This is a genomic window from Curtobacterium sp. Curtsp57, assembly GCF_047324335.1.
Classification (GTDB): domain Bacteria; phylum Actinomycetota; class Actinomycetes; order Actinomycetales; family Microbacteriaceae; genus Curtobacterium.
Genome location: NZ_CP168511.1, coordinates 1,975,634 through 1,994,758, shown reverse-complemented (window position 1 = coordinate 1,994,758; position 19,125 = coordinate 1,975,634). Strand labels below are relative to the sequence as shown.

The following is a 19,125-nucleotide window of genomic DNA, read 5'->3' as shown; positions in this document are numbered from 1 at the left end:
CGATTCAGCGACAACAGTCTCGAAAATACCCGCGCTGCCGGTACCTGCCCCATGCAGAAGCTTCCCATTCGCTAGCAATAGCAGCAAGCTCGGACTTGGAATGCCCATTGATGGACGTCACAGCCGGATTATTCATGAGCGTGGGCAGCTCGATGAGCGAGAAAATACGATCTTCGCGAGCATTTGGCCCGAAAAGTACCACGTCGCCCGAGGCGGCTTCCGCGTAACGCATGGAAGCCTTGTCCCACATCCCGTCGGGAACAACATTACCGTGTTCATCCACAGTGCTCGAGCCGAAGCGCAGCAGCTTCGCCGAATCGGTCCACAACGAGCCGTAGACCTCAACGATTGCGTTCGATACGTCCGCACTCCCAAGGAACTTGCCCACCTCGGAGTTATCGATGATTCCATAGGCACCACGGTTGGACGCGGCAAACTCCATGGCCGATTCGTAAGGAACGCCACTGAAGTCTGTCTTATCCGGGTCAGGGAAGGTGCCGCCACTATACGCAAGCCACACTCGGTCTGGATTAGCGGGCGTGTCCTGGGCGATGGACAACCCATCTGCGAGATCTTTGATCTTCGCGGCGAGCTGGGCCTCGCTTGGGTTTGTTGCAAGGAATGAGTTCAGCGCGTCAATCGCGTCTGCAGCAGTCATGGTTGTCGACATAGGTGCCCCCGGGAAAATCACCGATGCCTCATGCGTCGGTGCAGCAAGAAGTGACGAAAATATTAGGAACGCGTTTGCGTGCTCGGATCAGTAGCCGAAGTCGTGAAGGCTGAGTTCGTCTACGCCATTGCGAACGCGAATTTTGCCGTCAGATTTAGAAAGCCCGTTGAACATCTCACCGAAAACAATTAGGCATTCTGTCGCAATTGCGCGTGCCTGTTGTTCTTCTTCAGGAGATGTGAACTCGTATGCGGGAGTATCATAGGTACTCGAGAAAGCGACGCTGCCAGTAACATTGGGTTCGGTGTACAAAATGTAACCCGTGTCGTAGCTGGCTCCGACTAGCCCCTGTCGTGCGCTCACAGGGATGATTCGCTCGTTCCATGTCAATTCAAAAGCGAATACCGACCCCATCGCTAGCGTTCCAAGGAATTTGAAGGTGATATTTCGTTCTTCGTCGCGCAGCGATTTACCGCCCGAGGAGCCCCCCGTCGACGTACCGGCCTCTACTCGCAGCATGTGTCCCCTCAACGTTCTCTGATTCACAGACAGTATCGATGGCTTTGAAGGTCCGCCGCCCCCTGTTGAGGGGTGGTTCTCGGTGCCAACTTCAGCAGCCACTTGAGCGGCCTCGAGATGCCGCTCCTTTCAGCCGATGCTTGAGGTGATTCCTCCTGCGCACCGCGCGGGGTTCTCCCGCCCGCCATACGCGCTCGTGTAGACGGAACGTAGGTCACCCGCGGACCGTGACCCAGCGTTGGAACGGGACATCCGCGCGGGAACCTTCCCACCAATCGACCGCGCTCTTAGCCCCTCGGCGTGTCCTCGACGAGATCGTCAACATGTGCTCCTGGGCGGAACTGCCCACCGTGATGGCCGACGGCGGCGGCATCGGCATCAGCGCCCTCGTCGTCGTGCAGGCGATGTCGCAGGCGAAGTCCGCTTGGTCCGAAGCGGAAGCCGAAGCCGAAGCCGAAGGCGAACCCGAAGCGGCGTCGATCTGGTCCGCAGCGACCGAGAAGATCCTCCTCGGCGGCGCGGCCGACGTCGCGCACCTCCGCGACGTCGAAGCGATGCTCGGCACCCGGAAGGTGCGACGGTCCTCCGCCACGTACTCCGAGAAGGGGGACTCCTCGAACGTGCAGACCGACCGGGAAGCGTTGATGACCGTCGACGAGCTGCGCCGCATGCCCGAACGGATCGGCCTGCTCGCCTACAAGAACCGGCGCGGGATCCTCCTCGACCCCGACGGTGGACCACCCGCGTCGACGCCGACGAGATCAGCGCCGGCCGGAAACGCACCCAAGCCGAACAGCTCGCCACGTTCCGCGGCCAGTCAGGAGCCGTCCGATGAGCAACGGCCGCCCTGGTGCCGTCGGGAACAGGTACCGCTCCGGCTTCCTGAAGTCCGGGGTCTGGTTCGCCCGCCGCGACGAGTGGTTCACCGAGGAAGCAGCACGGCACGGCCGTGTCCGCTGTGCGATCACGGGGCAGCCCGGGACGAAGTACACGCTGTAGCTGCACCACCTCGACTACGCCGGTGTGCGGCAACCCCGCCTCGGCTGGGTTGCGGGGGAGCGCCATGACGACCTCGTCGCTGTCCGCACCGACGTGCACGAGCAGCTGCATCGGATCCTCGACACCGACCAGGTCCTCCGCCGCAACCTGCGCCGCCGCGACGCGAGTCTCCGCGCGATCGCCCGGCTCCGCCGCCGACTCCAGCGCACGCTCGACGACTGGGCGACGAGCTTCGCGGGGGCCGGAGCATGAACACCGGCGACGACCCAGTCGTGCCAGACGAGGCGCACGGGTACCAGCCGGTGAACTGGCGCAACCGCGGCGAAGCGCAGCAGCAGGTCGCGCTCGACGAACTGTCCGAGTGGGTGACTTGGTTGCTTGCGCGGTACCCGATCAAGCGCAAGATCGTCCCGGACCGCTGGGCATTCCACGCGTGGCTCATTGAGGAGCTCTCCGCGCTCCACGTGGGATCGCTGGTCTGCTTCGATGAACAAGACAGCGGCCTCGGCCCGCTGCAGTGGCACGAACGGTTCCACCACTTCCGGGAACGCGTCGCCGCCTGGGACGGCTCGTGCGGGACCGGCGGCGACAACCACCGACCCGACCACCGCCGCTAGGTCGGGACCACGAAGCGGGACGCCCCACGCATGGGGCGTCCCGCTTCGTACGTCCGGACGGGCCTCGCGGTCCCGGAGGGTGAGTCGTCACGGCAGGATCAGCGTCAAGATCGCGACGGCGAGGGTCGCTCCCTGCAACGCGACGTGCGTCAGGTCAAGCCAGGTCGGATGGTGCTCCATGAGACTCCTTTGGTGTGTGTGCTCCGTTCTACGGAGCTGGGAGACGAAGTCTCAGACGCGTTCTTCGCGGCGACGCCACCGTGGTGACGGGACACTGATGGTGTGACGACTGCGTGTGGGATCTTGCAATCGACCGAAACTCGAGAGGCCGAAGCGACCGCGTCCGACACTGCGGCGGCGCGTAGGGCCGCGATTGCGGCTATCGACATGGACGGCTACGAGCTCGTCCAGGCCGGCACCACGTCGATCACGGGCGGGCAGATCACGATCCACGCGATCGCTCGTGCGGTCGCGACCTGCGACCACGAGGCCACCGGCCAGAACCGCGACGCCTCGATGCAGGCGTTCCGACAGCCGGTTCCCGACGGCTGGCAGGTCCAGTACGCCCGCACCGTCGACTGACCCGTCCGGAACAGCTCCAGCGGCGGTGGAAGGGTGCACGGCCCCGTCGGGGAGCCTGCGCCGTGTCGCGGGCTGGAAGACTGCGGATCGTGAGCAAACAAGCGCACCGTGTACGAGGAGCCCAGCTAGAGAGCTACTGGCGCCGCATCTTCCCGGGCCAGACCGCGCACGTGCACACCGATCTGCTGCGCTTCGAAGAACGGCTCAGCGCGTACCGAGCCGCGTCGCCGACTGAACGGCTGGAGGCGATCGTCGTCCTCACCGAGCGATCCGCGCGAGCGAGAAGCTCGTCACCGAGCACGGTGCTCGGCGCCGGTGTCGCGGCTGTCGCGGCGTTCGCCGGTCTGATGGGCACCTACACACTGTTTCTGCTGCAGTCCGTCGTGGCGGTCGCTCGCGACGCGCAGGTTCGCGCCGACGACCTTGTCGACGCTGGCCGTACGCACGATCGGCAGCCGCGATGAGTGCCGTCCGCCAGGCAAGGAACGCCTTGAGCACGGGGACGGACACGATCGCGCTCATCGGGGGTCTGATCGTCGGCGCGATCATCGTGGGTTGGCTCGTCGCGACGGACCACGCCCGACGCAACTCGGTCGCGCGAGCGTGGCTCACCGCCTCACAGCATGTCGACGCCGAACTCACCCCGCCAGCGACCGCTCTCCGGCGGCACCGTGCGTGAGCATGGGGCAGACGGTAATGTCCGCCGACACGCGTGGAACGTCGGTCGCGGGTGAGAAGGTGATGCCATAGCGACTGCGCGCGGCTCGGATCGGGACTTCGGGTTCACCGAGGCGACCCGCATCGGGAAGATGTTCACTCCAGAAGCACTCGGCCTTTCCCCGGCGCTCACGGCGATCTCGCCAATGCTCGCCGCGCGATGCTTCAACCGCTGTTTGACCAAATCGCATAAAGCCAGAGCTTCGCCCTCGACGCGAAGCTCGGCTGGCAGCTGAACAAGCTCGCGCCGACGTTCGCGATCGCGGACAGCACCGCGAAGCTGACGGGCCTGGACGTCCTCGGCAAGTTCGGATCGGTGGGCGCCAGACTGAGCGCGAGTACCGTCTTCAAGCTCCCCGACCTGCACAAGCTCGCACTCATCGACACGTCGTGGATGGGGTCACATGCGACGACGTCGTTCTTGGAGTGGGCGTTCCGGGAAACCTCCGGCACACCCTTGGACTTGCTGGGGACGTTGCGGGGCACACTCGTTCAGGACCGGGACCTAGGAAGCGCCCTGGACAGTGCCATCGGCGCCGTCGGCACGTCCGGGGCACTCGGGGTCGACTTCAGCGCAGTGCGGGACCGCGTGGAGGAACTGTCTGCGCGGATCGACGGGCTGGAGCAGGACGAACGGCGCGAGGTCGACACGGCGCTGGAGGCGGCGGTGAATGCGACACACACTGCCGCCGAGGGAGTGCGCGAACAAGCTGCCGTGCTCGGGCTGGAGCTCGCCCGGAAGCACCGCCGGAGCGGCAAGAGAAAGATCTGTCCCAGAAGCACGAGAAGCATTCGTTGGCGGCGGCGGTGGCCGCCTTCTGCAACGCCGAGGAGGGTGGAGTAATCGTCTTCGGAGCTCGCACGACTACACCACAGCGAGGGGGCGGAGAGATCATCAGCGAAGTCGGTGGCCTCCGGGAGGTTTATACACAGCCGTGCCAGTACCTCCAGACCCTCAACCATTTCGTCTTCCCACACCCCGTCGGGCTGCGCGTCGACGTCGCTCAAACTGCTGAAGACCGGCCGCTGGTCTTGATCGACATCGCCCCATAGCCCGCGGAGAACAAGCCATTTCTCGTCCGCGGTGCAGTCAGTTTCGATGAGCGCTACGACGCTGCCGCGATCACGATCGCGTAGCGCCGCGGGGAAGACACCGTGCACGTTGACGCTTCGATGATTCACTCGTCGTTGGCGGTCGGCCGAGCACTCCTTCGAGGCTCCTGCACGGATCATGAGCAGTCCGAGTCCTCACTTCTCGACTGATTGGTTAGGGGATCGTCGGCCCTGGACCGCGCCCGCCGGTCGATCTAGATAAGGAAACCGCACGTGCTCGACGTGCTGTCCGTCATGGTTCCGGGACGAGCCAGGACATGCTCGGGCGTTCGGTATCGGTCCGCTGCCACGTCGCTGGTGCGGAGACGTGGTCCGTGCGTGCGCGCCGTGCGTCGCGGCCGTTCGCCTCGGTTCGGCGTATCGGGTCGGGCTGCCCGGAGCGGAGTCGCTGTCCGGTGCCGCCGTCGTTGATGCGCGCCATGACCTTCCGGTACGCCTTGGACAGCGTGATCTGCCGGGCACGGTCCTTTTCGAGACCGGCCGCGAGGCGGTCCCGGGCGTCGGCGAGCTTGTCGCGCTCGGCGGGTTCGACAAGTCGGTCTGCGTGCCGGTTCGCGTTGTCGTGTGCTGCGAGCTCGGCGAGCCGCTGGTCGAGCTTCACGAGGGTCCGCTCGCGATGTGCGATCCGGTCGACGACGTCCTCGAGCGCGCTCCGGGAGTCGTGCTGCGCGGTCCGTTCGCTGCGGAGTCGGCCGTCGACGTCGGCGACCTGGCCCCAGGGGCGGTCCTGCCAGGGTGCAGGCACGTCGGAATCGCCGGGGATGCGGGCAGCGGTGTCGAGTTCGGCCTGCGCGGCGGCGCGGCCGTCGGCGATGGTGGTCTTGGGGATCCCGCGGGTGATGGTAACGATGAGCTGCTGACGGGCGTCGTCGAGGGGGCCAGCGACGTGGATAGCTTCGTTGTGGAACTTACCGCGGGTGGTGCCGACGTAGAGGCCGGCGGCATCGACGCCAGGCCCGGTGTGCGCGACGTCCGTGGTCTCGACCTGGTTGCCGTGCATGGTCGACGCGTACGCGAGGTGCAGGTTCGCGGCGGCGTAGTCGGCGTCGATAATGCGTTCGTCGCCGGAGTCCTCGGCTGCCTACGACAACCCGCGGGTCGGACGGCTCCGCTTCGACGTCGCGATCACGTGGCTCGAACCCGATCCGGGGCTGCGACTGCTGGTGCACCTGCCGGCAGACGCCGAGACAGAGGAGCGACTGCGCCTCTTGGAGGCCGGTGGTGGCAGATCGGTACCCGAGGACGACCGCGGGGACCTTTGGAGCGAGTGACGGGAATCGAACCCGCGCTACCAGCTTGGGAAGCTGGAGTTCTACCATTGAACTACACTCGCGTGCCCGCTCAGCGGGACTCGACAACCATACCGGATTCTCGCCTGGAAGCCAGCCGACCGCGTGCCGTGTGCCGCCGTGCCGGGGCCGACCCGAGCCTCCCGTCCGGTGCCCGTGTCTCTTCTGTGAGCCCGCCCGCCTGACGGACAGGTGTCGGACGCGTGTGTACCGTCCAGGGAGTTCCAGCGACCCTGAACCGAGGAGGACCCGGATGGTCAGACATCCCCTCATCGACGACGTCGTCGGCCCCGCGATCGTGGTCGACTCCGACTCGCAGGTGGTGTGGCTGACCGAGGCGCTGGCCTCGCTGCTGCGGCGTGCGTCCGCGGCCGAACGCATGGTCGTGCTCCGGACCGGGCCGCAGGCTGCGCTCACGCCGGCGCTCCGCCACGCCCTGGGCGTACACGGAGCCGCGTGGGCGGTGCGGGACCTCGACGGGAGCCTCCGCGACGGCCGGACCGGTGTCCGTGCCGCCGGCGTCGAGGACTTCGTCGAGCGCGGGCCGGAACTGCTCGGGACACCGTCCCCTGAACACCCGGTCGCCGGTGACTCGGTGCGCCAGATCAGCATCGACCTCACGCTGCGCCACCACGACGAGCGGGCGATCGACATCGGCTCCGCGATCGAGGCCCTGTGCCACACGGTCGGTACCTGTCCGACGCGCTGGGGCACCGCCGAGCCGCTGTCGGTGCCGTGGGACCGCTGGGTCGTCACGCAGTACGCCAAGCACGAGTCGCCCGGCGTCAGCACCTCGTACGCCGTGGGCGACGGCTTCTCCGCGACCATGACCGCGCACCTCACCGACGGCGTCGTCATCGAGACCATGTCCGCCGTCCTGACGATCCCGGAGGACGGGGCGGACCCGGCGCTCGCGGACCGGCTGCTCGAGGCCGTGCACCGCGTCGCCGAAGACGTCGTCCCGGTGTTCGGCGTCGTGATGCAGCGGCGTGGGGACGCCGACCACCTCGTCCGTGCCGTGTCGCACGGCGAACCGGCACCACTCGCCGTCGTGGTCGGGCCGGAGGCGGCCGGGTTCCTCGACCGAGGTGCCGTGTGGCCGCCGCCGCACACCTCGACCTCGACGTTCGGCGCCGGTGCTGCGGTCGACGGAGGCGGGCAAGGACTCATCGTCCGGCTCGAAGACGGCTGGACGGCGCTCGAGTCGTTCCTCGACCGCATCGACGAGGACCGCTTCCTCCAGCTGGTCGGCGGCGCACCGCTCGACCCGGCGCACGACGAGGGAACGCTCGACGGGCACGTCGGTGCCGGCGGTCGGCACGGTGGCATCGGTGCCCCGTGACGTGACCCTGCTCTGCCGGGAACAGGTGGAGATCCGCGAGGTCGCCGAGGCGCTGCTGCTCCACGACGACACGTGGGGTGTGCGGGCCCTCGACGACGGCCCGATGATGCAGGTCTGTCGTGACCAGGAACACCCGGTGATCACGGTGCTCGGCGTCCGCCGGGTCGACTCGTTCGACGAGGTGGAGCGGATCCTCCCGGACGCCCCGACCCTCGGGACCCCGCTGTGGTGGGTGGACACCGTGACCCCTGCCGGATCGGACGGCGAGTCCGGGATCGCGGCTGCGCTCGAGGCCGCACTCGACCTCGACGCGGTCTGCATCGTCCACGGGGACTGATCGCCGCGCGCGCTCCCACCCCGCGGCGCGGTGGCGGTACGGCGGCGGTACGGATCGCACCCGCACAACCGAAAGCACTCCGAACCACGGCGATCGGCGGTTCGGGGTGCTTCCGGTTGTGCGGAGGGCCGGCGGCCGGAGCCGCGGGACGGCGCCGCGGGCCGCCCGACTGGCTCCGTGTCAGTCGCGGTTCATCGCGGACAGACGCTCGTTGTACGCCTTCAGCTCGGCGTCCCCGTCGCGGTCGGCCTGGCGGTCGAGGCGCTTCGCGTCGCGCTTGTCCGACTTCACCCAGTTCCGCACCACGAGCAGCGCCACGAACACCATCGGCAGCTCGGACGCACCCCACGCGATGCCGCCGCCGGTGTGCTGGTCGGCGAGGAGTGCGGCGTCGTTCGTCTGCCCGAGGGCGTGGAACCAGTCGACGGCGTAGATCGACTCCGACGTCATCACAGCGACACCGAAGAACGCGTGGAACGCCAGGGTCGCGAGCAGGGCGATGATGAGGATCGGGTACTGCGGGCGCTTGGGACCGGGGTCGATGCCGACGAACACCCAGAAGAACAGGTAGCCGCTCAGCACGAAGTGGACCACCATCGCCACGTGCCACTCGTGTGACTGCATCGCGGCCTGGAACGCACCGGTGAAGTAGAACACCACGAGGGACCCGGCGAAGATCACCCCGGCGACGGCGGGCTTCGCCATGAACTGCATGTACCGCGAGTGCACGAACAGCATGAGCCACTCCCGGGCGCCGCGCGAGCCGTCGTTCCGGACCGGCAGGGTCCGCAGCGCGAGCAGTACCGGGCCGCCGAGCACGAGCGGCAGCGGCACGAACATCATCAGCAGCATGTGCTGGATCATGTGCGACGAGAAGTGGATCATGCCGTAGACCGACGGACCGGCCGAGGTCGTCCAGATGAACACCGCGCAGCCGAGCAGCCACGAGATCGTCCGGCCGACGGGCCACTTGTCGCCGCGCTTCCGGAGCTTCCGGACGGCGAAGAGGTACCAGCCGGCACCGACCACGGCGAGGGCGAGCCACACCCAGTCGATGTGCCACTGCGTCAGGAAGGTGTGCAGTGTCTGCGTCGGCGGGTACGGGTAGCCGATGAGGCCCGAGCGGGTGTCCTCGCCCGTCTCCGGGGTCTGTGGGATCGGCGGCTGGCTCCTGGACACCGCGACCGAGACGCCGATCGCGACGGCCATGAACACGATCTCGGCGAGGGCGAACCGGGTGAACGACCGGCGGTCCAGCGGGGAGCGCAGCAGTGCCGGCACGAGTTTCCGTCGCTGCACGACACCGGCGAGCCCGAGCAGGATCAGGATCGACGCCTTGACGGTGATGAGCCAGCCGTAGGTCGTCGTGAACAGGTCGAGCGGCCCGGTCAGACGGAGCGACGCGTTCACGATGCCGGAGAACGCCACGGCGGCGAACGACCACCCGGCGAGCGTCGAGTACCGGGCGACCATGCGTCCGGTGGCGCCCTTCGTCCTGGTGCGCAGTGCGACGACCGCGACGAGCCCACCGGCCCACACGCACACCCCGATGAGGTGGATCGCGAGGGAGTTGACCGCGTTGGCGTGCTCGAGGGATCCGGCGGCATGGCCGGAGAGGGCGAGGGGGAGCAGCGCGAAGAGCCCGGCGACCGTCGCCACTGCGAGTGTCGTGACCCGGGTCGCGAACGCCGCGAGCACCGTCGCGATGAGGATCGCGGCCGCCGACACGACGAGCGCCTGCCCGATCTCGACCTGGAACGCGAAGAGCATGAAGTTCCGCGCGAACACCGAGTTCGTCAGCGGGACCCCGAGGGTGTTCGCCCCGGTGAAGACCAGGCTGACGACGGCGGCGAGGAACCAGATCGCCCCGGTCGTCGCCGCCCACCGGACCGCCCGGTGCTGGACGCTCGACATCGCCCCGTGGTCCTTCTTCTGCGCGGGGAGCGCGAACGCAGCGACGATGAGCAGCCCGATCGTGAGCGCCGCCATCGTGTCGTGCACCACCCGCGCGACGGGGAGCCCGTACTGCACGAGGTCGCCGGCCGACACGAGCTGCTGGCTCGCCGTGAACGCGCCGGTCACGGTCATGCCGAGGATCGAGCAGCCGACCGCGAGCGGGATCGCGATGGCGAGCACGGTCGCGACGGTGGACGTACGAGCGGTGACGGGCGCCGATTCCGGCGCCGAGCCTCCAGGCTGTGTTTCGGGTGACGTGACGGTCATCGACCTGTTCCGGGGACGCTTGCGTCCGCGAGACCGCGGACCCTCCATGGTAGGCGCTGCCGACTGATCACACCTTGCGCTCCCAGATCCCCTCGCTGCCCACGCCGACGAACCCGACCGCCTCGTTCACGTCGAGCATCGGCCGGTTCTCCTCGGCGTTGAACGTCACGATGGACGGGTGCCCCGGGTGGTCCCGCTCGATCGTCTCGATCCCGACGACCTTGAGCAGCCAGCCGAGCCGGTGCCCGCGGTGTTCCTTGAGGACGAGCGTGTCCCACTGGAACACGGGCTGGTCGCGGTCGTCCGGCACGGACAGCTGCGTGAAACCCACGAGGGTGGTGCTCGGGACGTGTTCGATCGCGACGGTGAGCAACGTCCTGGGGGAGCCCTCGAGGTGTTCCTCGTGTTCCTGCAGCCGCTCGACGGTCCACACGTCCTCCGGCTCCTCCATGTCGCCCTCTGGTGCGTCGGTGCTCATCCGGGTCTCGAGCAGGGCGATGCCCGCCTGCCACTCGGTCGGCGTGCGACCCGTCCAGGTGTGCACGCGGTAGTCGGGACCTGCCGCCGTCGACGCCCGCTCGTGCAGGGTCTGCACCACCGAGTGGTCGGCCGGCAGCGCGAGTCGGCTGATGCGGTTCACCTGGCCGAACCGCCAGCCTCGGCCGGTCAGGAAGCGGACCCCTGGCTCGTCCGACGGGACGGCGCCGAATCCGGTCGGGGCGACGACGTACCCGGGGCCGGCAGCGGGACCGACCTGCCGCGACACCGCGTAGGTCTTCCACTGGGTGCGGCCCTCGGCGCGGGCGATGCCCTCGATGTGGTCGGCGAGCAGGGTGCCGATCCCGCGGCGGCGGTGTTCGGGGTCGACGCCGATCGAGATCCAGCAGTTCGGGGTGCCCTCGGCGGTCTTCGAGTCGTACGCGCCGGCGGCGACGATGCCCCCGTCCTCGGAGTCAGCCGTCTCGTCCCGGACGACGAACAGTCGGCTCGGTGCCTCCGGATCGTGCTGCAGGGGGAGCTGTTCCTCGGCCTTCCAGGCGAGCTCGGCGAGCCCGTGGACGGCGACCTCTGAGCGGTTCGACACGTCGACCCACTCCCGGAACGCCCGCACCTTCGCAGGGTCGTCGGTCATGGTGGTGGGGACGTCGAGTTCGACGACGCGGTACACGGTGGTTCCTTCCGCCGCCCGTGCCGTCTGCAGGGCAGCCGAGCAGCATATCGGGGGAGCGCCTGTGCCCGCTAGGATTCCGTACCGTGCTGCTCTCCGACCGCGACATCACCGCCCAGCTCGCTGCAGGCCGGATCGGCCTCGATCCCCGCGATCTCTCGCTCGTCCAGCCGTCGAGCGTCGACGTGCGCCTCGACAAGTTCTTCCGGCTGTTCGACAACCACAAGTACCCCCACATCGACCCGGCCGTGGACCAGCCCGACCTGACCCGTCTGGTAGAGACCGACCCGGACGAGGCCTTCGTGCTGCACCCTGGTGAGTTCGTGCTGGGGTCGACGTACGAGGTCGTCACGCTCCCCGACGACATCGCTGCCAGACTCGAGGGGAAGAGCTCGCTCGGCCGCCTCGGACTCCTGACGCACTCGACCGCCGGGTTCATCGACCCCGGGTTCTCCGGCCACGTGACCCTGGAGCTCTCGAACGTCGCGACCCTGCCCATCAAGCTCTGGCCGGGCATGAAGATCGGGCAGCTCTGCTTCTTCCAGCTGTCGAGCCCCGCGGACAAGCCGTACGGCTCCGCCGAGTACCAGTCGCGGTACCAGGGCCAGCGTGGCCCGACACCCTCGCGGTCGGCGCAGAACTTCCACCGGACGGACGTCTCCGTCCGCGACTGACGACCTCGCGGACGTGCAACGCCCCCCGCTCCGACACGCGGGGCAGGACGATCGTTGCGCGAGATGATACGAAATTTCTCATCTTGTGTATCGTGGCGTCATGTCAGGTGTCCTTGCACGACCCGCGGACCGACTGTCCGCGGCCGACCTCATCCGTGACGCGCGACACCGTGCCGAGCTGACCCAGGTCCAGCTCGCGAAGCGGGCGGGCGTCACGCAGAGCGTCATCAGCACCTACGAGAACGGTCGACGCGAGCCGTCCCTCGCGGCGCTCCAGCGGTTGCTCTTCGCCGCGGGCTTCATGACCGTCATCGACCTGGAGCCCGTCGCCGATCCGCCGCCGCTCCGCGAACGGGTCGCCGCCGCCCGACTCGAGCTGCTCGAGGTCATCACACGACTCGGCGGGATGAACCCGCGACTGTTCGGCAGCGTCGCCCGGGGCGAGGACGGCCCGGACAGTGACGTCGACCTGATGGTGGACCTGCGGCCGGGGCTCGGGATCTTCGCCCTCATGCGCATCCAGGACGCCGCGGAGCAGGTGCTCGGCGTGCGCGTCGACGTCGTCGCGGCGGCCGGCATGAGCGAGGACGTCGTCCGGGACGCGGTGCCGCTGTGAACCGCGACGTCCCGGAGCGGCTCGACGACGTCATCCGGGCATGCGGGGTCATCGACCGGTACGTCTCGGACACGTCGCTGCCGGAGGACCTCGTCTACGACGCGGTCCGGATGCGCCTCGTCGAGATCGGCGAGGCCGTGCGGATGCTCCCGGTGGCGGTGACGGCCGGCGAGCCGGGCATCCCGTGGTCGCGGGTCTCGCTCCTCGGCGAACGACTCACCCGGCGCTACTTCGACACGACGCCGGCGATCGTGCTCGGGACCGCTCGGGTGGACGTCCCGCACCTCTGCGAGGCGGCCCGCCGCCTGCGTGCCCGCCACGGCTAGCCCCGGCTCGCGTGCTCCGGACGGGAGGCTCGTGGCGGGCCCGCCACGAGCCTCCCGTCCGACGGTTGGTGGCGGCCGGCTGGTTCGCACCCCGGTGCGGACACCGCGCCCCGTCGCGAACGGGCGCGATGTCCGTGGCCGGGCGCGACGCCCCGGGCCCGCAGGCCGGGAACGGGACAGGGCCCCGTCCGCGATGCAGACGGGGCCCTGTCGGGTGCTGTGTTGCTTACTTGCCGGCCTCGGCCAGCTTCTCGAGGGTGTCGTTGCCCTTGTAGGCCTCGACGGCGTTGTCCTTGGTGACGAGGACCGGGGTGAGCTCGATCGCGGGGACCGTCTTCACGCCGTTGTAGTTGTTCGTCTTGTCGATCTTGGTCTCGGGCTTGTCGCCCTTGGCCAGCGTCGAGACCAGGTCCACGGCCGCCTGGGCTTCTTCCGTGGTGTTCTTGTAGATCGTCGAGTACTGCTCGCCGCTCATGATGAGCGGGATCGACGCGGTCTCCGAGTCCTGCCCGGTGACGACGGGGTTCTCCTTGCCGGCGGCCTTGGTCGCCGTCAGGATCGCACGGGCGAGGGTGTCGTTCGGCGACAGGACGCCGTCGAGCTTGGTGTCACCCGTGTAGTACTGCGACAGGAGGTCCGTCATGCGGGACTGGGCCTTCTGCGCGAGCCAGCCCTGCGTGTTGACCTTGCCGAACGTGGTCTGACCCGAGACGACCTTGAGCGTGCCGTCGTCGATCTTCGGCTGCAGGACGCTCATCGCACCGTTGAAGAACACGGTCGCGTTGGCGTCGTCCGGCGAACCGGCGAAGAGCTCGACGTTGTACGGTCCGTTGCCCTTCTTCTCCTTGAGGCCCTTGAGGAGCGCGTTGGCCTGCAGCTGGCCGACCTTGTAGTTGTTGAACGCGACGTAGTAGTCGACGTTCTTGGTGTTCAGGATGTTGCGGTCCCAGGCGATGACGACGGCGCCAGAGGACTTCGCCGACTTCACCTGCGAGGTGAGCTGCGAGCCGTCGGCCGCACCGATGATGACGGCCTTCGCACCCTTGGTGATCATGCCCGAGATCTGCGACTGCTGGTCCGGGACGGGGTTGCCGGCGTTGGCGTACTGGATGTCGGCCTTGAAGCCGGCGTCCTCGATCGACTTCTTGAACGCGGCACCCGCGAGGACCCAGTTCTGCGAGGTCTTCGCCGGGAGCGCCACGCCGATGAGGTCGCCCTTCTTGATGGCCGCGTCGGAACCGCTGCCGGAGTCCGAGCCACGTGCGGAGCAGCCGCTGAGGGCGAGACCCGCGATGAGCGCCAGGCTGAGGCCGGCGACGATCTTCTTGCGCATGTGATTGCTTTCTCTTCGTTGAGGAGGAATGGGGCCGGAGCCCCGCTGTGGGGAATGGGTGAGCTAGGGGAGGGTGATCTTCTCGGGCTGGTCCTCGATGGACTTCGGCTGCTGCGCGGCCACAGCGTCCTGCTGGGTCTCCTTGCGCTGGAACTGCCGCATCATGCCGCCGATCAGGGACGGACGCCCCTGCGACTTCGAGTAGACGTCGAAGGCGACGGCGACGAGCAGGACGAGACCACGGATGATCTGCACCTTGTTCGACTCGATGCCCATGAGCTGCAGGCCGTTCGACAGCAGCGCCATGACGAGACCACCGATGATCGACCCGGAGATCGTGCCGACACCACCGGCGACGGCCGCACCACCGACGAACACGGCGGCGATCGCGTCGAGCTCCCAGCCGGTGCCGTCAGCAGGACCGGACGCGCCGGAGTAGCCGACGAACACCATGCCGGCGATCGCGGCGAGGACGGACATGTTCATCATGACGAAGAAGTTGACCTTCCGCGCGCTGACGCCGGAGAGGATCGCGGCGTTGGCGTTGCCACCGACGGCGTAGACCTGGCGGCCGAAGATCGTGTTCTTCGTGACGAAGCCGTAGATGATCGTCAGGACGCCGAGGATGATCGCGACGATCGGGACCGAGGTGCCGACGGGGCCGGCCGCGAACAGGTACGTCGCGACGAGCGTCACGGCGACGAGCACACCGGTGCGGACGACCGAGACCCACAGCGGCGGGACCTCTGCCTGCATCTTCCGGCGACGGGACCGCCCGCGCGCCTCGATGATGATGAGCGCCGCGACGGTGACGAGACCGATCAGGACGGTGCCGTTCGAGAACGGGGTACCTGGTCCGAAGTCCGGGATGAACCCGGCACCGATCGTCGTGTAGCTGTCCGGCACCGGGACGGAGGTCGAGTTGCCGATGATCTGGTTCGCACCGCGGAAGATCAACTGACCGGCCAGCGTCACGATGAACGCGGGGACCCGGACGAACGCGACCCAGAAGCCCTGCCACGCACCGATCAGGGCGCCGCACACCAGGCCGAGGACGATCGCGGCCCACACCGGGAAGTGCCACACGGCCATCGACTGGGCGACGACGATGCCGACGACCGCCGCGACCGATCCGACCGACAGGTCGATGTGGCCGGCGATGATCACCATGACCATGCCGAGCGCCAGGATGAGGATGTAGGAGTACTGCAGGAACAGGTTGATGACGTTCGTGGGCTCGAGGATGAGCCCGTTCGTCGTGACCGAGAAGATGGCGAGGATCGCGATCAACGCGATGATCATGCCGTACTGGCCGATGCTGTTGCCCTTACCGAAGAGCAGTCTCAAGTTCTTCATTTCGCGAGTGCGCCCTTCCGCGCGGAGGTCATGCTGCGCATGAGCGTTTCCGGATCGGCCTGGTCGGCCGGTACGTCGTTGGTGATCTGGCCCTCGAAGATCGTGTAGATCCGGTCGGAGAGGCCCAGGAGTTCGGGGAGCTCGGACGAGATGAGGATGATGCCCTTCCCCTCGGCCGCGAGCTGCTGGATGATGCCGTAGATCTCGAACTTGGCGCCCACGTCGATGCCGCGGGTCGGTTCGTCGAGGATGAGCAGGTCCGGATCGGTGAACATCCACTTGGACAGGACGACCTTCTGCTGGTTCCCGCCGGAGAGCTTCCCGACGTTCTCCTCGACGGTCGGCACCTTGGTGCGGAGCAGTTTCCGGTACTTCTCGGCGACGTCGTACTCCTCGAGGGAGTCCACGACGCCGGCCTTCGAGATCTTGTGCAGGTCGGCGGACACCGTCGAGCGCTTCACGGTGTCGAGCAGGTTCAGGCCGAGGGCCTTGCGGTCCTCGGACACGTAGCCGAGCCCGGCGTCGATCGCCTGCTGGACGTTGTTGAGCTTTATCTCCTGGCCGTCCTTGAAGACCTGGCCGCCGAGGAACGTGCCGTAGGAGTGGCCGAAGATGCTCATCGCGAGCTCGGTGCGGCCGGCGCCCATGAGCCCGGCGAACCCGACGATCTCGCCGCGCTTCACGTGGAAGTTCGAGCCCTTGCAGACCAGGCGGGACGAGTCGAGGGGGTGCTGCACGGTCCAGTCGCGGACCTCGAAGAAGGTCTCGCCGATCTTCGGGGTGCGGTCGGGGAAGCGGGACTCGAGCGAGCGGCCGACCATCCCGCGGATGATGCGGTCCTCGTTGACGCCGTCCGCCTTGACGTTGAGCGTCTCGATGGCCTTGCCGTCACGGATGATCGTGATGCTGTCGGCGATCTGCTCGATCTCGTTGAGCTTGTGGCTGATGATGATGCTCGAGATGCCCTTGGCCTTCAGACCGACGATCAGGTCGAGCAGGTGCTGCGAGTCGTTCTCGTTGAGCGCCGCGGTGGGCTCGTCGAGGATGAGGAGCTTGACGTCCTTGTGCAGTGCCTTGGCGATCTCGACCAGCTGCTGCTTGCCGACACCGATGTTCTTGATCTGCGTGTCCGGGTCGTCGGCGAGGCCGACGCGGGCGAGCAGGTCCTGGGCGCGGAGCTGGGCCGTGGTCCAGTCGATCGCCCCGAAGCGGCTCGGCTCGTTGCCGAGGAACAGGTTCTCGGTGATCGAGAGCTCCGGGATGAGCGCGAGCTCCTGGTGGATGATGACGATGCCGGCCTGCTCGGACTGCTTGATGTCCTTGAAGCGGACCTCTTCGCCTTCGTAGACGATCTCGCCCGTGTAGGTGCCGTACGGGTAGACGCCGGACAGGACCTTCATGAGGGTCGACTTGCCCGCACCGTTCTCGCCGCAGATCGCGTGGATCTCACCGGCGCGGACCGTGAGCGAGACGTCCGCGAGGGCCTTGACACCAGGGAACTCCTTGGTGATCGACCGCATCTCGAGGATGGTCTCGGGTGCGGTGATCGACCGGGTCTCGAGTCCGGTGTCGATCGGGTTTGACGCCACTGTGCATCTCCTTCTGCCGCTTCGGTGCGGCAGTCCTTCGGTGGTTCTGCGAGCGGCAGCGAAGGCACAGGGAGTCTGTGTGGACTTCGTTGTCGCGTCCGGTGCCCCAGCCTGTGTGACGGTCCATGTGAACGGTCACATCGGCTGGAACGGAGGTAATACTACGCACGGCGTCGGCGCGGGTGTCAATTCGGATTGGTCGCGTTTCGGTAACGGCCCGCAGTTCCGCGCCGTCGGGCCGCACGGTGACCCTCGATGTGGGGTCGCTTCCCCGGCGTGGCGGGCATCGGACGGGGAGGCTCGTGACGGCCTGGCCACGAGCCTCCCGTCCGCCGTTCCGGCCGGTCGCCGCGGTGGGCCGAATCGCGCGTAGGGAGCCGAATCGCGCGTAGGAGGTCGAAAATACTGACCTCCTACGCGCGAAACGGCCTCCTACGCGCGGAACGGCCTCCTACGCGCGGAACGGCCTCCTACGCGCGGAACGGCCTCCTACGCGCGGAACGGTCCGCTACCCGCGGTGCCGCGGCGCGCTGGTGGAGGCGCGGACCACCAGCTGGGGGACGATCTCGATCGGGCGGAGCACATCGCCCTCGTGGGGGAGGAGCAGGTCCACGCAGCGTCGCCCGAGCTCCGCGAAGTCGACCTGCACGGTGGTCAGCGGCGGCCAGAAGTGCTTCGCCTCCGGGATGTCGTCGTACCCCACCACGGACAGGTCTCCCGGCACGTCGAGCCCGTACGACCGCGCCGCGTGCATCACCCCGAGCGCCATGGCGTCGTTCGAGCAGAACACCGCCGTGCAGTCCCGCCATCGAAGGAGCTCGCGGCCGGCGTGGTACCCGAAGTCCGCGGTCCAGTCGCCCAGGATCGGCGGCTGCACGGGCTTGTCGCGGTCGGACATCTCGCGGAGGAAGCCCTGCATGCGGGCGTCGGCCTCGATCCAGTCCTGCGGTCCCGCGATGTGCCTGATGTACTCGTGGCCGAGGTCGAGCAGGTGCGCCGTGGCCAGGCGCGCGCCCTCCATCTGGTCGACCCAGAGCGCCGTCGGGTCCTCGCCGATGCTCGAGCGCAGCGTGATGTACGGCGTCCGGACGCCGAGCTCCTCGATGAGGTCGAACACACGCTGCTGCGGCGCGATGACGATCATGCCCTCGACGTCCTGGTCCAGCAGGTGCCCGAGCCCGTCGCGTACTGCGGCGTCGGTCGGCTCGGCGATGTTCGCCGTCGTGACCGAGTACCCGCGCGCGACGGCCGAGTCCTCGATCGCCTGCATCGTGACCGCGGGGCCGTAGTGCGAGCGCTGTGCCGTCAGCACCCCGATCGTCCGGGTCCGGCTCGTCACCAGCGCGCGTGCGGCGCGGTTCGGTCGGTACTGCAGCTGCTCCATGGCAGCGACCACGCGCTCCCGTGTCTCGGCGCGGATCGCGTCCGAGTTGTTGAGCACCCGCGACACGGTCTGGTGCGACACCCCGGCGACCCGCGCGACATCGCGGATGGAGGGCGATCGCGGTTGCTGTGCCCGCGTCGACGCCATTGCTACTCGTTCCCGCTCGGTCTGCTGGCACGCCCATGTGCACGTTCACATTCCGAGCCAGATCATTATGCACGTCCGGATGCTCGGCGCCACCTGAGCGTGTACGTCCGGGCAGCGCGGCGGT

General features: G+C 67.8%; 21 protein-coding genes, 1 tRNA gene and 1 pseudogene. 13 read left to right on the top strand and 10 right to left on the bottom strand.

Features of this window, described 5'->3' with window-relative positions:
• Positions 1-4: 4 nt before the first annotated feature.
• Both ACEN9V_RS09330 and ACEN9V_RS09325 read right to left on the bottom strand, forming a co-directional pair.
• Complete coding sequence (locus ACEN9V_RS09330; RefSeq protein WP_413603013.1) at positions 5-658, bottom strand: hypothetical protein; 654 nt, start codon at positions 656-658, stop codon at positions 5-7.
• A gap of 99 nt (positions 659-757) precedes the next feature.
• Positions 758-1,189, bottom strand: coding sequence for a hypothetical protein (locus ACEN9V_RS09325; RefSeq protein WP_413600070.1), 432 nt, complete (start codon positions 1,187-1,189; stop codon positions 758-760).
• A 323-nt stretch (positions 1,190-1,512) separates the two neighbouring features.
• Between ACEN9V_RS09325 and ACEN9V_RS09320 the strand changes: the two are divergent.
• The 8 genes and pseudogenes from ACEN9V_RS09320 to ACEN9V_RS09285 form a co-directional block, all read left to right on the top strand.
• Positions 1,513-1,839: pseudogene (locus tag ACEN9V_RS09320) on the top strand (TraM recognition domain-containing protein); the annotation flags it as partial.
• A gap of 181 nt (positions 1,840-2,020) precedes the next feature.
• Positions 2,021-2,188 carry a hypothetical protein gene (locus tag ACEN9V_RS09315; RefSeq protein ID WP_413603093.1) on the top strand — a complete coding sequence of 56 codons (168 nt, stop codon included), beginning with the start codon at positions 2,021-2,023 and terminating at the stop codon, positions 2,186-2,188.
• A 24-nt stretch (positions 2,189-2,212) separates the two neighbouring features.
• A complete protein-coding gene (locus ACEN9V_RS09310) occupies positions 2,213-2,440 on the top strand; it encodes a hypothetical protein (RefSeq protein ID WP_413603012.1) in 228 nt (75 codons plus the stop codon).
• The gene (locus tag ACEN9V_RS09305; RefSeq protein ID WP_413603011.1) at positions 2,437-2,805 is read left to right on the top strand and encodes a hypothetical protein; all 369 of its coding nucleotides are present in this window, start codon (positions 2,437-2,439) and stop codon (positions 2,803-2,805) included. The genes ACEN9V_RS09310 and ACEN9V_RS09305 overlap by 4 nt, the downstream gene beginning before the upstream one ends.
• 387 nt (positions 2,806-3,192) lie before the next feature.
• Positions 3,193-3,387: a hypothetical protein gene (locus tag ACEN9V_RS09300; protein WP_413603010.1), complete on the top strand. Its 195-nt coding sequence runs from the start codon at positions 3,193-3,195 to the stop codon at positions 3,385-3,387.
• Positions 3,388-3,476: 89 nt separating this feature from the next.
• Complete coding sequence (locus ACEN9V_RS09295) at positions 3,477-3,851, top strand: hypothetical protein (RefSeq protein WP_413603009.1); 375 nt, start codon at positions 3,477-3,479, stop codon at positions 3,849-3,851.
• A gap of 26 nt (positions 3,852-3,877) precedes the next feature.
• Positions 3,878-4,066, top strand: coding sequence for a hypothetical protein (locus tag ACEN9V_RS09290; protein ID WP_413603008.1), 189 nt, complete (start codon positions 3,878-3,880; stop codon positions 4,064-4,066).
• Between the two features lie 354 nt (positions 4,067-4,420).
• Positions 4,421-4,948 (top strand): hypothetical protein, encoded by a 528-nt coding sequence (locus tag ACEN9V_RS09285; protein WP_413603007.1) that lies wholly within the window; start codon positions 4,421-4,423, stop codon positions 4,946-4,948.
• 501 nt (positions 4,949-5,449) lie between these two features.
• On the opposite strand, the gene ACEN9V_RS09280 is transcribed toward ACEN9V_RS09285, so the two are convergent.
• Entirely contained in the window at positions 5,450-6,217 is a 768-nt protein-coding gene (locus ACEN9V_RS09280; RefSeq protein ID WP_413603006.1) for a hypothetical protein, read from the bottom strand.
• A 259-nt stretch (positions 6,218-6,476) separates the two neighbouring features.
• A tRNA-Gly gene (locus ACEN9V_RS09275) sits at positions 6,477-6,550 on the bottom strand.
• 209 nt (positions 6,551-6,759) lie between these two features.
• Here ACEN9V_RS09275 and ACEN9V_RS09270 point away from each other — a divergent pair.
• Together ACEN9V_RS09270 and ACEN9V_RS09265 are read left to right on the top strand one after the other, a co-directional pair.
• Positions 6,760-7,848 (top strand): DUF6177 family protein, encoded by a 1,089-nt coding sequence (locus ACEN9V_RS09270; protein ID WP_413603005.1) that lies wholly within the window; start codon positions 6,760-6,762, stop codon positions 7,846-7,848.
• Entirely contained in the window at positions 7,838-8,185 is a 348-nt protein-coding gene (locus ACEN9V_RS09265) for a hypothetical protein (protein WP_281266729.1), read from the top strand. The genes ACEN9V_RS09270 and ACEN9V_RS09265 overlap by 11 nt, the downstream gene beginning before the upstream one ends.
• 180 nt (positions 8,186-8,365) lie before the next feature.
• Here the strand turns inward: ACEN9V_RS09265 and ACEN9V_RS09260 are convergent, their stop codons facing one another.
• Entirely contained in the window at positions 8,366-10,408 is a 2,043-nt protein-coding gene (locus ACEN9V_RS09260; protein WP_413603004.1) for a cytochrome c oxidase assembly protein, read from the bottom strand.
• 67 nt (positions 10,409-10,475) lie between these two features.
• A complete protein-coding gene (locus ACEN9V_RS09255; protein ID WP_413603003.1) occupies positions 10,476-11,576 on the bottom strand; it encodes a GNAT family N-acetyltransferase in 1,101 nt (366 codons plus the stop codon).
• Between the two features lie 86 nt (positions 11,577-11,662).
• Here ACEN9V_RS09255 and dcd point away from each other — a divergent pair, with 86 nt between their 5' ends.
• From dcd to ACEN9V_RS09240, 3 genes are all read left to right on the top strand, one after another.
• Positions 11,663-12,250, top strand: a complete 588-nt coding sequence (dcd, locus tag ACEN9V_RS09250) for a dCTP deaminase (protein ID WP_402727958.1) — start codon at positions 11,663-11,665, stop codon at positions 12,248-12,250.
• Between the two features lie 100 nt (positions 12,251-12,350).
• Positions 12,351-12,866, top strand: a complete 516-nt coding sequence (locus ACEN9V_RS09245) for a helix-turn-helix domain-containing protein (protein WP_413603002.1) — start codon at positions 12,351-12,353, stop codon at positions 12,864-12,866.
• A complete protein-coding gene (locus ACEN9V_RS09240; protein ID WP_281266734.1) occupies positions 12,863-13,192 on the top strand; it encodes a DUF86 domain-containing protein in 330 nt (109 codons plus the stop codon). The genes ACEN9V_RS09245 and ACEN9V_RS09240 overlap by 4 nt, the downstream gene beginning before the upstream one ends.
• Before the next feature lie 226 nt (positions 13,193-13,418).
• Here the strand turns inward: ACEN9V_RS09240 and ACEN9V_RS09235 are convergent, their stop codons facing one another.
• The 4 genes from ACEN9V_RS09235 to ACEN9V_RS09220 form a co-directional block, all read right to left on the bottom strand.
• The gene (locus tag ACEN9V_RS09235; protein ID WP_413603001.1) at positions 13,419-14,525 is read right to left on the bottom strand and encodes a substrate-binding domain-containing protein; all 1,107 of its coding nucleotides are present in this window, start codon (positions 14,523-14,525) and stop codon (positions 13,419-13,421) included.
• A 63-nt stretch (positions 14,526-14,588) separates the two neighbouring features.
• Positions 14,589-15,881, bottom strand: a complete 1,293-nt coding sequence (gene mmsB, locus ACEN9V_RS09230) for a multiple monosaccharide ABC transporter permease (protein WP_413603000.1) — start codon at positions 15,879-15,881, stop codon at positions 14,589-14,591.
• Complete coding sequence (gene mmsA / locus ACEN9V_RS09225; RefSeq protein ID WP_413603046.1) at positions 15,878-17,401, bottom strand: multiple monosaccharide ABC transporter ATP-binding protein; 1,524 nt, start codon at positions 17,399-17,401, stop codon at positions 15,878-15,880. Before mmsA ends, mmsB begins: the two co-directional genes overlap by 4 nt.
• 577 nt (positions 17,402-17,978) lie before the next feature.
• Entirely contained in the window at positions 17,979-19,001 is a 1,023-nt protein-coding gene (locus ACEN9V_RS09220) for a LacI family DNA-binding transcriptional regulator (protein ID WP_281266737.1), read from the bottom strand.
• Between the last annotated feature and the right edge of the window lie 124 nt (positions 19,002-19,125).